Below are 13034 nucleotides of genomic sequence, written 5' to 3'. Positions count from 1 at the left end.
ATGAAAGTCTCGGTGATCTGCCGCCAGCAGCTTACCGGGCAAAGTTAGAAAACTCTAGTTTACAGGTGTCTCACTGACGGGGAAGTGGACATTTGCTTCTTAATTTAAAGGGAGTTTATTGGATAAACAAGTTTATAGTCATTGACCGCTCTTTGATATTTTAAACTTATAATTTTGAGTAAAATGATATAGATTAAAATGAGATTAGAACGTAGAGTCCATCATTAATGAGGTATCAAAATAAAGTACACAAAACAGCGGAGTTTAGAGACTCCGTTGCTAATTTTTTTCTAAAAAATGTTAGATTTTAAGTGGGTTATGGATCAAACTTTTCGCTACAAAATATTGGTTTTTTTGCCGATTTTATTTTTACCAGCGTTGATTTTTGTTGGGGTGGTTTATATTTCGTTTTCTAGCTCCGATAAAGTGCTAGAGGATTTTTCAAAAGTTGTTGTCAAAGTTCCAGTTAATTTTGATATTATTGAATGTGAAAGACGCTATTGCGCCAATTGGATAGAGTTTAGACATAAAGGTGAGGTTTTTAAATTTAGAGAATCTAACCCGTTCTACTCTCAGTTTGAAAAATCAGTATCCTCCCGTGGATTTTTAACTATTTGGTATGATAAGTATAATAAAAATGAAATCTATCAGGTATCAAAAAATAGGAAAATAATTATTCCATTTGAAAAAATGTACAATATAAATGGGTTTGATGAGTCTGTTGTGCTTGTTTTTTCATTGATTTTACTTTTACTAGTTATAATGAAATTAGTAATGCCCAAAAGCTAGTCCTCTAATGTCTGTCTTTGAAAGGCAACTATGCAGTGCAGTACGGTGCCATAAATTCACTGAGATTCGAAACTATGCCTCCACGAATGTGTAAAAAGTGTAAAAGTTCAATAATTGCAAAAGATCTTACTCCGAAAGCAAGGAATAGAAGCTATGTTTGCCCTTTTTGCGGTGTGCCAGTCAGCGCTCAAAAAGAAAAGTATGTTTTTATAGGAGTTTTAACTGTTATTTCTGTTTTAATACTCAGTGCTTTTTATCGTGGCTTTTCACAAAGTGGTGTTGATTGGGTGTTTGAGAACGATAAGTCTATATTAGCAATTATCTTCGCTTCAGTCGTAATATCTTACAGTGTTAATAGAAATGCTAAATATAAGCCTAATCCGAATTTTATAGAACCAAGGCCTTGGCCATTGTTGATCGCGATCGCTACAATGACCTTAATATTTATATCTGTAACCCTATAATTAATGAAATTTTATTTTATAAAAAGGTTGTAAATTTATATGGTTAAATTTTATTTATTCGTGTGTTAAATGATTTAGGCTAACAATTTCTAGCCGATTACAGAGCCGTAAGGTTTAATAGATAGGAGTTGAATTGAAAGTATTGCTGATTTTTCTGACTTTGTTTTCAGCAGTTGTTAACGCAGATGAAAGCCTTGGTGTTAGAAAAGAAAACATAGGATACGCTTGCTTCTAAGAGCCTACTTGGCCAAATGAGAAAAGCGCTCATTATTTATGTGTATTTGAGATAAATACGGTTAGTCCATTCTATGATGCAAAAAAGCGTAATCTAATCGTGAAAACCTTTTCTGACTCTTTGCGGTTAAAATGTGCAGTGTCTGAAGCAAAAGAAATGGTTGACGCAAATAATGCTGTAGATCATTCAATGTTTTTAATCGTTTACCAGATTAAGTGCGAGTAAAGTCGCTCTAACAAGCAACTAAAACGGGACTGCTAAAGTTTGGTTCAGTTCCGTTTTGTTGTACAGTACAGCCAAATTTAACTTGTCAATTATGCGGTCGATAGCTGCCAAGGAAATTATGAAGTATTTTCTCATTCTATTTTTTTGTTCTTTCTATTCTCTAGCATCATTGCCTAATGAACAAATTCACTGTCCAAAATATAATGAAGCTTTAGCACAAGAACTTGAACCAAATAAAAGGTACTTCACGGATACGGTACGGGCCAGAGTTGAGTTTGCTGCAGCGACAGATGCTGAGATCGCGCATTTCCTCCAGCAGTTCGGTGACAATGAGAGAAGAATAAAGCTTACAAGCAACGAATTATTAGCGAATAAGATTGGAGCCCCGATAGTTTACTCGATGGAGTATTACCAAGCTAAGTATTTTGGGCGAAAGGGTCATTTAACTACTCATCATGTACCAGCGGCAGTAACATATAAAACGCCTTATGGATATTTAGCTGGAGATTCGCAAGGGGAGTTTGGTGGTGAACTCGTTTTTGTGGATAACTCGGGCGTAGTTCAATTGCTTAAGGATATGAAAGTAGAGGATATCTACAAGTTTGAATTTGGTTATGTTGTTACCGAAGGCTTAAGTCATAGGTCCATTGATCATGGAATGCTCTACCTTGTAACTTTCTTGAATAAAAAGCCACATGTGTCCAAATTATTCGGTTTAATCGGTGCACCTAAAAGCAGCTTCAAACTCGCTAACGGCGATTTATTAATTAACTCCAGCGACGGTAGTCAAGTTTTGAAAAGTGACGGTTCATTAGTGAGGGTGTCGTGCAAGGGTAGCTAACAAACGCTTAAACCACAAAAAGCATAACGTTTGGCTGAGCTCACATCTTCCTTAATTTTAGCTGGCTCATGCTTAATTTAATTATAACATATTGATATATTGGAAATTTGCCCATATATAAATTGTACCTATGGAGTGAGCTTCTATTTTCCCTGTGTGGTTCAGGTAATTTGTCTAATACATGTTCAAAATGCAATATCAACGATTGGCTGCTGCAAGCTAAGCGCACACAAAGCGTTTGCATCTGAGCCTTTGTGCGAAATGATTTTGAAATAGGGATTATAGGTCTGTGATGAGAAGTGAATGGAGTCGCATTAGATCTCGCGAGCCATTGGTTACTTGTTCACCTTTGGGCAAGCGTTTGTGCCACTTTGTTTAGAGAAATTTGTAACGCGCGATTTAGTAAAAACTCGGTGATGCCTGTATTGCATGTTTACCGATTAACGCGCGTTGTGTGTAAAACCAGTATGGTTTAGGAATGGCTATGAAAAAAGACAATTTAGTTGCGTTAGTAGTTGAATATTTTGAGAAAGTAGATGCGGGGGATCCAAGCTACCTTGATTTATTTTCAGAAGATGTTGATTTTTTCTTTCCAAAATTTGGACAGACGAAAGGAAAAGACGCATTGGTGGAGTTTGGTAACAGAATTAGCCGTTCTTTAACAAGCATTAGCCATGATATTGAGGGGTTTCGAATAACAAAGGCTGGAAATACCGTTGTTGTGGAAGGGCAAGAAGGAGGTGTGATGAGCGATGGCACCACTTGGCCTGATAATCATATTTCCATTGGCCGCTTTTGCAGTGTTTTTGAGTTTACCGGACAAGTAATAAGTCGCATGTATGTATATGTCGATCCTGACTTTCCGAGTCGAGATCTGGAAAGGATCTCGGTATTGTCAGTGGCAAGTAATGCAGGATAGGCGAGTGGTACAAATTGTTTTGTACCACGGCGGTACAAGGTAAAAATATTATGTATAAAGTTGGCATTGTTTTATTTGATGATTTTACAGATGTAGATTTCTTTCTTATGTACGATCTGCTTGGTCGAACACCCGATAGCTGGACTGTGAAGATACTGGGCACTAAGGCTGAACATAAATCACAATTGGGCATTTCTGTGAAAACGGATGGTCATCTGTGTGAGGTTGATGAGCAAGATGCTGTTTTGATCACCAGTGGCTATCGTGGGATCCCTGCGGTACTGAAAGACAAAAGCTTTATGTCCGCGCTCAACCTTGACCCCACCAAACAATTAATCGGCTCGATATGTGCAGGCTCTTTTGTTTTGCATGAACTTGGCTTGCTGAAAGGGAAAAAGCTTACGACAAATCCACACGCGAAGGCAGCACTAGAAAATATGGGTGGCGATGTGCAGGACCTTCCGCTTGTTATAGAAGGTAATATAGCGACAGCAGGAGGTTGCCTTTCATTAGTCTATCTAGTTGGTTGGTTAGCAGAGCGGCTGTTTGACTCAGATAAGCGCAAAAGTATACAAAATCAGTTAATTCCCGCTGGACAGTTAGCGCTATTTGAAGAACTTATCGCTACAACTATTCACTGTGCTGAAGCTCGAAACATACAAGGTTCTGTAGAAGAAGGTTCAATTTAGTTTAGTTATCGATATAGGCTGTTTTTGAAACTGGCTAGATTTACTTTCTAGGTGGCAAAGAAATTAATTGAAAATACCAGTCAGAAAATAAGAAATCGGCGGTTGGCTGCTTTGTAGCAATTGAAGTAAAAATACACTTGAATGAAGGTTCTCAAGGAGGAAACGAAATGGATTTAAATTCTTTATTATTATTTGTCATCGCATGCCTTGCTATCAATATGATTCCTGGGCCAGATGTTATTTACATTGTTTCAAATACCATGAAAGGCAAGCTGGCCGCGGGGCTAAAAGCGGCATTAGGCCTTGGTGCTGGCTACTTTGTTCATACACTGGCAGCATGCTTAGGTTTGTCGGCGATAATTCTTAGCTCCGCTGTTGCTTTTAGTGTAATAAAGTGGCTTGGTGCAGCTTATTTGGTGTATTTGGGTATTCAGTCACTACGTTCTATGTGGCGTGGAGGGAGTCGAATAGCCTTGAATGAAGGTATTGAAAGCAACAAAAATGTATTTTTACAAGGCGTTGTGGTCAGTGTTTTGAACCCAAAAGTCGCGTTATTTTTTCTTTCATTCTTACCTCAGTTTATTGATACTTCTGCGGGCGTTGCTTCAATGCAATTGCTGGTACTTGGTTTGCTATTTAGTGCCTTGGCAACAATGTGTAATCTTCTATACGCCACGGTTGGCAGCTGGGCGTTTAGTCGAGCGAATTCTCAGCGCTATTCGCGAGTACTTGAAGGCGTATCTGGTGTTTTACTTATCGCTTTGGCAAGCAAAGTCGCCATCAGCGAGCGTTAGTGGCAGATAAAAGCACTTTAGGGCGTTGTTATCTTTGCAGTGTGGGTTTTATTGCTTGTGATTAACAACGCCTGATGGAGGGCTCAGCGTCCCTTTCGAGTGTTAGTTTATTTGCAATACCCGTAAATTGTTGAGCTGTTTATAAATACTTGCATTGTACGATTAATTACACCCTATGTTTTTACGCACATTTATCAATGCATTGAATAAACGTTGCTTGTCGCCAGAAGACAAATGCTGCGTATCTAGTTGAGCATTAAATAAGTGATTGAGCTCGCTTCCTAGGCTGCCGTGGTTGCTCAAATGTGAGGAAAAATCTTCAAGTATTTGCGCACCAAGGCTATTTAATGATTGACGTAGTGCATTTAAATCCGCGTCTTCTGCTGGTGTGCCTTCAGATAACCATTGTGCTCTATATCTATATTGGATTGCTTTGGCTGCATCCATTTGAGCTTGAAAAAAGTCTTTTACGCTGTTTTCGTTTAAACATTGCTGTTTTGCTTCTGCTAGCGCTTTTTCCAGTACAACAGTTTCACGTTTGAGATCTTCGATAGGTCGATGTTGCTGTGCTTTAAAAAGTGCGACTGCTTTCATATGACTTAAGCGACTATTTATAATGGAAAATAGTTTAGAGGCTGAGTTATGTTTGGCTGCAATGAGCGCATTTGCTTTGTTCACGACCTTAGCTAGTTCAGCTCTAGCCTGCAAAGTGCTGATCTGTTGCTCGCGTTTGGCAACGTGCATCAACGCAAATAATGTGCGGTTATCGGCATTGTTCTGTATACCTTTTTCTAGTAGAACTAATTGAGGGTAAACATTTTTAAGCGCACAGCTGCCGATAGCCACTGCACCTGAATCCAATTGACTTGTTGCCAGTAACCTTGCTGCTTCATTCGTACCTTTTGGTTCTGGAATGGGTATGATATTTTTATTTTCAAGCCAATAAGTTACCTGCTTTAGTGCGGCAGGGTGAGATGCTGCATGTGTTACTTGCTGGCGTTTATCTGTAGCAAACACACACATTTCAATAGGCATACGCACCGCAGTCTTGAGCTCAGTCACTTTGTAATCGCGAAATGCTTCCACGATAGCAGGTACTAAATGACCTTCAATGGTGGAGTTTTCTATTGCACTGAAAGCCCATTTTTCATTCTTTGCTGCTTGCGAGTAGGTATTGATTGGCGTACCAGAGTAATGGCGTTGATAGCTTTCTTGCTCCGCGAGCAAATCAAATGCCGCATGGTTAAAGCTGCCTGCTCCGGCCTGAATGTATACTTCATTATTGCCAGCACTTGGTTGTGACAGAAGAAGCGCGGATAAAATAAAAAATAAACTTAAGGCTTTCAAAGGTTTTCCAAATTGTCTCTTAAATTGGTCCAATATGATATCAAAATTGGAACGTTCTGTCTTGGTGGTTACTATTTTTAATGGCGCGTGCTGCGAAAAGCAGACCAGTAGGTTTTAACATCAATCAGCCTAATCTAACTCACACATGAAGCTTTTTACGTGATGGTGCTTGAGCACAAAATCAATAAACAAGCGTAGCCTATGTGGCATATTTTCACGATCATGATAGAGCATATTTAAGTTTCTTGCTTGTCCACTCCAAGTTGGCATAATTTGTACAAGAATTCCTTTGCTTATCCATGTGTCAGCCATAAAGCGAGGAAGGAAACCAATACCTAAGCCTTCTATAACGCTTTGTGATACGACGTTTAAATCATCGGCTTCTAAGCGGACTTCCTTGTTTGGGGTGTAGCAAAACTTTTCCCCAGTATTTTTATGAATCAAATACCATGTTTTGACAGGATTGCTAATGATTATTGGTATTTTTTCTAGCTGTTGGGGATGCTTTACATCATATATATTCGCCATATTAGGGGGGGCACATATAATGGATTCAAACTGTTCTAACGGACGGACAATCCATTCTTGAGGTGCGTCTTCACTTACCCGAAAAGCGATGTCGATTTGCTCGTTTTCAAGGTCAATATTTTTATTTGATAACGATAGCTCTATGGTGATACTCGGATAACGACGCAAGAATTCATTAAATATATGAGCTAGCTTGTGTTGTGTCAGATTATTTGGTGCTGAGATGCGTATTTTACCACTGGCTGCGCGTTTTTCATCAGAAAGGGCACTACCGATATGTTGTAGCTGTTCGAGTAGTGGCCCACATTGCTGTAAGTAAAGGGATCCTGTACTCGTTAACGTGATCTTGTGCGCATCTCTATGTAGCAAGCGAAGTTTGAGAGATTGTTCTAGCTGTTTAATTCGTCTGCTTAATGTTGAGATTGGCATACCAAGCGATTGGGCTGCTTTGCTAAAGCTTCCTTGCTGCGCGACAACCCAAAATAAGCGCATATCGTCGAGTGAATAATGAGTTTCCATATTTGCAACCTAATTTGCCATTAATCGCTGTATCTTGTTAAAAGTGGAATATATAGACTTGTACCTCCTCTGGTCAATGAGTTTTTACAGAACATGAAAAATCCCCTTTATACAGTCATGATGATGCTGGTTTGTGCTTTTGCTTGGGGCAGTGTATTTCCAATTGCAAAACTGATCCTACATGATATGTCGGGTTTAACGCTGTCTATTTGGCGTTTTGCAATCGCGGTTGTTTGTCTCGCACTATTTATGTATTTAACAGGAAAGCGCCTCGTTTCTTTGTCTTTCAAACAGATTATTGCTTTGGCTGTGATAGGTGCAGTTGGGGTGGGAGGTCTTAACTTTGCTTTATTTTCGGGCTTGGAACAAACTTCAGCAATTAATGGTGCGTTGATCATGGCATTGAGCCCAATTGTTACGGCATTTATTAGCGCTATAGTGAACCAAACTAGGCTTACAAAAATACAGTTGTTGCAATTGCTATTCGCCTTTTCAGGTGTTTTATTGGTGATCACAGGTGGTGACCTACAAGTTTTGCTCAACTTTGCGTTAAACCGAGGTGATCTCACTATCGTTGCTGGTATGGTCGCATGGTCAAGCTACACTGTGTGTGCCTCGAAAGTCTCAAACTGGTTGCCGCCACTAGAGTTTTCATTGGTCACGATGGCAATGGGGCTTATGGCTTTGTGCTTTATTAGCTTGTTCAAAGCACAGGTTCACCCTTGGCAGGAACTAATGGCATCATCTTGGTTTTCAGTTGCCTGCGTACTATATATTGGTGTTTTTGGCACTGTCGTTGGATACCTTTGTTGGAATAATGGGGTGAAAAGACTTGGTTCGGCAAAAGCATCGTTATACTTTAATTTGGTGCCTGTTTTTGCAGCTGTAGTTTCGTTTATGATGGGGCAATCAGTTAGCACGGTTCAAATTACAGGAATGCTGATCGTTCTAATTGGTTTGACGCTGCCAAGCTTAATTAATTTGATTTTTAATGGACGTACACTTTCACTGTCTTCAAAAGCTTAACAAACATTAAATTTGCTTATCCGAAGTTGAGATTAAGTACTAGAGCGGGGGGAGGTTAACACTCGCTCAATAATATAGAGGTGATTTACTGGTTATGTTTTTTTGTGTTGAATTTGTGGAGCAGTTTTTCACTGGGTGAATGAGTTTTTCTTTATCAGGTGGGCAGTATGCTTTAACCATGCTTTCATTTCTACATTGATAAAAATGTGCTTTAAGTGAATGTTTTACCTCTTCGTTTTCCAGTTGCTGTTATTGTAATGATTGTTTATCTCTAAACTCATCATTAATCATACGCTGCCATTGATTATCCAATTCACCAGATTGTTTGAGCTCCAATAGACCTTCGTTAAAACGATTCTTTAGCGCTTCACTACCGCTTAAAGTCTTAGGGAATAGGACATGTGCTGTATAAGTTATTAGGGGTTTGCTACTTGCATGGATCTGGTTAGCATCGGCAGGGGTAAAGTGTTTTTTTAATAGTGCCTGCATTGCTGTTTCACTTAATAGGACCATATCGACTCGGTTGTTGAGCAACATTTTCAAGCTGTGTTTGTCGTTGTTTACCATCAAAACGTCTAACTCACCTTCTTTGACGAGTTTATGAAACTCAGGGACATACTCATAACCCAATGTAGCGCTAATTCTATAATCTTTAAGGTCTTGAATTGTCGTCCACTTTGGTAACTGAGTGTTTTTTCGAAAGTAGAGCAGTAACTTTCCTTGATAAATTTGCTCACTGCAATAAAAATCCTTTAAATACGCCTCCTCGCATACCCAATATGATGCCAAATCAAACTCTCCTCGCTTTGCAGATTGAAAGCTGCGTTTCCAAGGAAGGTAAACGAACTCAGTGTGGTAGCCTTGATTATTGAGTATTAGCCGAATGACATGATTGATAAACCCATCGTCTATTAAATTTTGGCCAGTAAAAGGTGGGTATTCGCCCGTTGCAACTCGCACGTTGACAGTCGTTTGTGAAAAAGCAAAAAAAGAGAATAAAACACATAATACAGGAGTAATTTTAATCATGTTTTTTGCGTGCAAATATATACTAGAGCTTTAACTATAGTCCGATTGCGAGATTAACACAGTATGGATGTGGGCATGATGTAGAGCGGATGTAGGTGTGAGCAAAGCTGCTTTGGTAGCACAAAATAGGCGATTTTCACTGAATTTCATGAATTTATTTTTATAGTAATACGTTAGCAACAATCCGCACAAATTCGAAAGCACGTGTCTATACTGAGTTTTAGTGCCCTTAAATCGGAGCTAAATATGACCCGTTTCCTCCTTTGCGTTGTAAGTTTGCTTTTCTCACTGTGTGTCGCTGCAAGTGAAATAAATGATTGGCAGTGGCATAAATTAACGGCAAAAAGCCAAGTAGGCTCTAATCAGATGAATGCGCAGCTGTATACGCTCAACTCTGAGTTGCTTGCCAACAACCTTTACGATTTAGCTGGTAGCTCAAACACTATTTTGGTTATGCTGCCTGATGTAAAAGGCCGTTTCGTTGAATATGTCATTCGACATGACTCAATTATGGCTGCCAGTCTCCAGCAAAAATATCCGATGATCCGAAGTTACTCTGGGTTTCAAAAAAGTGCGCCAGAAAATACAGGGCGTTTTGATATTGGTCCGAATGGCTTTTTTGCTTTTTACAACGCGAACGGCGAAACAATTTATATAGACCCTCGGCAAGAAGGGTATTTATTGTACCAAAAAGGCAAGCGTGCAGGTTTATGGCGAGATACGGTTGTTCAAAGCCCTTTGGATGTACCCATGTCACAGCGCCAAGCCAGAGGGCCACTCATTGCCAATGGCGGTGCAGTTGAGATGGTTACGTATCGTTTGGCCGTCACAACCAGTGACGAGTACACCACATTTTATGGTAATAAGACGCAGGCGCTTAATGGTATCGTAACTACCATCAACCGTGTCAATCAAATCTATCAAGTTGACATCGCGGTTAAACTAGAGTTGATTGCAAACAATGACACTCTTATTTTTACTGAGAACGACCCTTACGATAATGGCGAACTAAACGACACGTTATCGGAAGTGCAAAACCAAATTGACACACTCATTGGTGCGGCTAATTACGATGTTGGGCATCTCATGGCTACGTCTGGGGCTGGCTTAGCTGCGCTGGGCGTTATATGTGCTGATGGGGCGAAAGCGCAAGGGATGACTGGCATAGGTACGCCACAGGGAGACGCTTTTGATGTTGATTATGTTGCCCATGAATTAGGTCACCAGTTTGGTGCAAATCATACCTACAATGGTTCTGCTGGTTCGTGCACTACACGTGAAAGCAACTCCGCTTATGAGCCCGGCAGTGGCGTTACCATTATGGGCTACGCGGGGATCTGTAGCGATGAGGATTTGGCTTCTAATTCAATCGCAATTTTTCACTCGCATAGTATTGATGAAATCAACACGCATTTAACTCAAGGCACAGGGTCTACCTGTGGTTCATTGCAAGACAATGGCAATAAAGCGCCGATTGCCAACGCTGGCAGTGATTACACGATACCTGCAAATACGCCCTTTATGCTCACGGGTTCCGCCAGTGATGCAAATACGAGCGATAACTTATCTTATGCATGGGAGCAGCTGGATTTAGGGAGTGCGACTGCAAGCGCTGCTCAGCTCAAAGATAATGGTCAAGGTCCAATGTTTAGACCTTATTTATCTAGTTCGTCAGCAACACGTTATTTTCCTTTACTAGCTGACGTTATTTCGGGGCAAGTTACAAAGGGAGATGGTTATCCTACAACCGACAGAACAATGACATTTAGGTTCATTGTACGTGACGGTAATGGGGGAGTTAGTTTTGACACAGCCACCGTTACAAGCGTGTCTGGGGCCGGCCCATTTACCATCACATCACCTGATGAAACGTCTAGCGCTGATAGCAACAATGCCATTACAGTCACTTGGAATGTTGCCAACACAAATGTTGCTCCTGTATCGTGTGCGAATGTGAGCATTGTGCAAACCAATAGTGATGCGACTCAAATGCAGACGGTGCTTGCCCAGACTCCGAATGATGGAAGTCAGCAAGTGACTTTGATGGGCAGTGCAAGCAATAAAGCGAGAGTTATGGTCAAGTGTGCGACAAGTACATTCTATGCATTGTCAAAAGAGTTCGATTTGGCGCAAACGCTGGCTGTTGTGTCTCAGCAAACGATCAGTGCGGCAGAGGACTCTCCAATCACATTGAGTGCTTCACAGTTTTCTGTGGTGAATCAGCAAGCAGGTTCTAATTTATCCCTAACCATTCGAGCGGGTACGAACTATACGTTCTCTGGTAGTACAGTAACACCGAGTGAAAACTATAATGGCACTTTGAATGTCAACATCACATTAAGTGACGGGAGCAGCTCCACTAATCATGTTGCCACTGTGCAAGTCACCCCCGTAAATGATGCGCCAACTGTCACAGGCCAGCAAACTCTTACGGTAAATGAGGATGAATCAATTACGTTGGGCGTGAGTCAGTTTGAAGTCGTTGATATTGATAGTACCGCTTTTTCTTTAACTTTGGAGGCAGGAGATAATTACAGCACAGATGCAAATATGGTATTTCCTGATGAAAACTATAATGGTTTATTGGAAGTGTCTGTAGTCATTAAAGATCAGGCTGGTGCCTCCACAAACTTTGCTGCTCAAATCACGGTGACACCTGTCAATGATGCTCCTGTGGCAGTTAACGATTCAGCAACAGCAGTTCAAGGGCAATCAACGACGATTGATGTTATCGCAAATGATTCGGATATAGATGTGGATACACTGACTTTGACCGATGTCTTATACGATGGTACTGGTACGGCGGTTATTTCAGGCAATTCAATCATATACCAATCGGCAGCAAGTTTTACTGGCCAAGAACAATTGGTGTATAGCCTGTCAGATGGTAATGGTGGTACAGCTCAGGGGACATTAACGATTCAAGTACAGACAGAACCTGTTGCACCACCTGCAAACTTGGATGGCGGTTCCTCAGGCGGAGGTAGTATGGGGTCATTCATGTACATGCTATGCTTGTTGGCAATCGGCTGTGTCATCAGAAATATAAGAAGGAGTTATGTACATGCGTGAGCTAGTTTTTGCGCTGTGTTCACTGACAATGCTAGGCTGCCAAATAACAAGCTTGGATGATGAAAAAACAGAGCCTGAGCTTGTGCTGGATGAAAGGCCTATGGAGTGGTTTTTAGCAACTCCAGTTGAGCGCGTAATTGAAGCACATAACTCAAAGCAGGTATTTGGTTTAATTGCGCTCAATCGCAGGGGCTATTTTTATCCCAAAGTTGGCATGGCAAGGGCCCCATTAAAAATGAAGGACGGCTGTAAAACGTGGTTACTCAAAGCTTCTAGTGACGTTGTCAGTAGTGAGCAAGCGCGAGAAAATATGTCAAAGCTGCAAGAGTTCGCAACCAAGTTCAATATGGCTATGGAAAATAAGTGTTTGCCATAAAAGAGGCGAGACGTTATGCGTACTAGCTTTGTCTTGAGCTGACAGTTACCCGTTTTTCAATCGGTGGCTGTCATTTTAGATTTGAGCTAAATGACTCTGTAACTAAATCTGTGTAACTGCCTATTATTAATCCTTAAAAAGGGTTTAGGATAGGCAATGATGAATAAGAAAGAACTGGAAG

12 protein-coding genes are annotated in these 13034 nt (G+C 40.6%); 9 read left to right on the top strand and 3 right to left on the bottom strand.

The features are described 5' to 3' along the window. Positions 1 to 318 precede the first annotated feature (318 nt). The 6 genes from ACW689_RS21365 to ACW689_RS21340 all read left to right on the top strand — a co-directional run bounded on the left by ACW689_RS21365 (position 319) and on the right by ACW689_RS21340 (position 4956). Positions 319 to 789 (top strand): hypothetical protein, encoded by a 471-nt coding sequence (locus ACW689_RS21365; protein WP_476294424.1) that lies wholly within the window; start codon positions 319 to 321, stop codon positions 787 to 789. Between the two features lie 35 nt (positions 790 to 824). After that, the gene (locus ACW689_RS21360; RefSeq protein ID WP_476294422.1) at positions 825 to 1253 is read left to right on the top strand and encodes a hypothetical protein; all 429 of its coding nucleotides are present in this window, start codon (positions 825 to 827) and stop codon (positions 1251 to 1253) included. Between the two features lie 578 nt (positions 1254 to 1831). Next, on the top strand, positions 1832 to 2554 hold the full coding sequence (locus tag ACW689_RS21355) for a hypothetical protein (protein ID WP_476294420.1): 723 nt from the start codon (positions 1832 to 1834) through the stop codon (positions 2552 to 2554). Positions 2555 to 3038: 484 nt separating this feature from the next. Further along, positions 3039 to 3473, top strand: a complete 435-nt coding sequence (locus ACW689_RS21350; RefSeq protein WP_476294418.1) for a nuclear transport factor 2 family protein — start codon at positions 3039 to 3041, stop codon at positions 3471 to 3473. A 50-nt stretch (positions 3474 to 3523) separates the two neighbouring features. Next, positions 3524 to 4162: a DJ-1/PfpI family protein gene (locus ACW689_RS21345; RefSeq protein ID WP_476294416.1), complete on the top strand. Its 639-nt coding sequence runs from the start codon at positions 3524 to 3526 to the stop codon at positions 4160 to 4162. Positions 4163 to 4329: 167 nt separating this feature from the next. Then, positions 4330 to 4956, top strand: a complete 627-nt coding sequence (locus tag ACW689_RS21340; protein ID WP_476294414.1) for a LysE family translocator — start codon at positions 4330 to 4332, stop codon at positions 4954 to 4956. A gap of 162 nt (positions 4957 to 5118) precedes the next feature. Here ACW689_RS21340 and aroQ read toward each other — a convergent pair whose 3' ends face one another. Beyond that, entirely contained in the window at positions 5119 to 6303 is a 1185-nt protein-coding gene (gene aroQ / locus ACW689_RS21335) for a gamma subclass chorismate mutase AroQ (RefSeq protein ID WP_476294412.1), read from the bottom strand. Positions 6304 to 6432: 129 nt separating this feature from the next. After that, positions 6433 to 7350 (bottom strand): LysR family transcriptional regulator, encoded by a 918-nt coding sequence (locus ACW689_RS21330; RefSeq protein WP_476294411.1) that lies wholly within the window; start codon positions 7348 to 7350, stop codon positions 6433 to 6435. A gap of 93 nt (positions 7351 to 7443) precedes the next feature. Between ACW689_RS21330 and ACW689_RS21325 the strand changes: the two genes are divergently transcribed. Next, on the top strand, positions 7444 to 8376 hold the full coding sequence (locus ACW689_RS21325) for a DMT family transporter (protein WP_476294409.1): 933 nt from the start codon (positions 7444 to 7446) through the stop codon (positions 8374 to 8376). Between the two features lie 249 nt (positions 8377 to 8625). Here ACW689_RS21325 and ACW689_RS21320 read toward each other — a convergent pair whose 3' ends face one another. Further along, complete coding sequence (locus tag ACW689_RS21320; RefSeq protein ID WP_476294408.1) at positions 8626 to 9405, bottom strand: substrate-binding periplasmic protein; 780 nt, start codon at positions 9403 to 9405, stop codon at positions 8626 to 8628. A gap of 246 nt (positions 9406 to 9651) precedes the next feature. Between ACW689_RS21320 and ACW689_RS21315 the strand changes: the two genes are divergently transcribed. Together ACW689_RS21315 and ACW689_RS21310 are read left to right on the top strand one after the other, a co-directional pair. Continuing rightward, on the top strand, positions 9652 to 12477 hold the full coding sequence (locus tag ACW689_RS21315) for a reprolysin-like metallopeptidase (protein WP_476294406.1): 2826 nt from the start codon (positions 9652 to 9654) through the stop codon (positions 12475 to 12477). Then, on the top strand, positions 12470 to 12853 hold the full coding sequence (locus ACW689_RS21310; RefSeq protein WP_476294405.1) for a hypothetical protein: 384 nt from the start codon (positions 12470 to 12472) through the stop codon (positions 12851 to 12853). The genes ACW689_RS21315 and ACW689_RS21310 overlap by 8 nt, the downstream gene beginning before the upstream one ends. The last annotated feature ends 181 nt before the right edge of the window (positions 12854 to 13034 follow it).

Source organism: Pseudoalteromonas sp. ABE4_541 (genome assembly GCF_056312285.1).
The sequence above is the reverse complement of the archived record's forward strand: the minus strand, read 5'-3'. Positions and strand labels throughout refer to the sequence as shown.

What these genes read in the sequence shown, in the direction of transcription:
- ACW689_RS21330 (WP_476294411.1), bottom strand. Translation starts at nt 7,350, where the DNA reads ATGGAAACTCATTATTCACTCGACGATATGCGCTTATTTTGGGTTGTC.
- ACW689_RS21310 (WP_476294405.1), top strand. Translation starts at nt 12,470, where the DNA reads ATGCGTGAGCTAGTTTTTGCGCTGTGTTCACTGACAATGCTAGGCTGC.
- ACW689_RS21320 (WP_476294408.1), bottom strand. Translation starts at nt 9,405, where the DNA reads ATGATTAAAATTACTCCTGTATTATGTGTTTTATTCTCTTTTTTTGCT.
- ACW689_RS21345 (WP_476294416.1), top strand. Translation starts at nt 3,524, where the DNA reads ATGTATAAAGTTGGCATTGTTTTATTTGATGATTTTACAGATGTAGAT.
- ACW689_RS21365 (WP_476294424.1), top strand. Translation starts at nt 319, where the DNA reads ATGGATCAAACTTTTCGCTACAAAATATTGGTTTTTTTGCCGATTTTA.
- ACW689_RS21315 (WP_476294406.1), top strand. Translation starts at nt 9,652, where the DNA reads ATGACCCGTTTCCTCCTTTGCGTTGTAAGTTTGCTTTTCTCACTGTGT.
- ACW689_RS21355 (WP_476294420.1), top strand. Translation starts at nt 1,832, where the DNA reads ATGAAGTATTTTCTCATTCTATTTTTTTGTTCTTTCTATTCTCTAGCA.
- ACW689_RS21340 (WP_476294414.1), top strand. Translation starts at nt 4,330, where the DNA reads ATGGATTTAAATTCTTTATTATTATTTGTCATCGCATGCCTTGCTATC.
- ACW689_RS21325 (WP_476294409.1), top strand. Translation starts at nt 7,444, where the DNA reads ATGAAAAATCCCCTTTATACAGTCATGATGATGCTGGTTTGTGCTTTT.
- ACW689_RS21350 (WP_476294418.1), top strand. Translation starts at nt 3,039, where the DNA reads ATGAAAAAAGACAATTTAGTTGCGTTAGTAGTTGAATATTTTGAGAAA.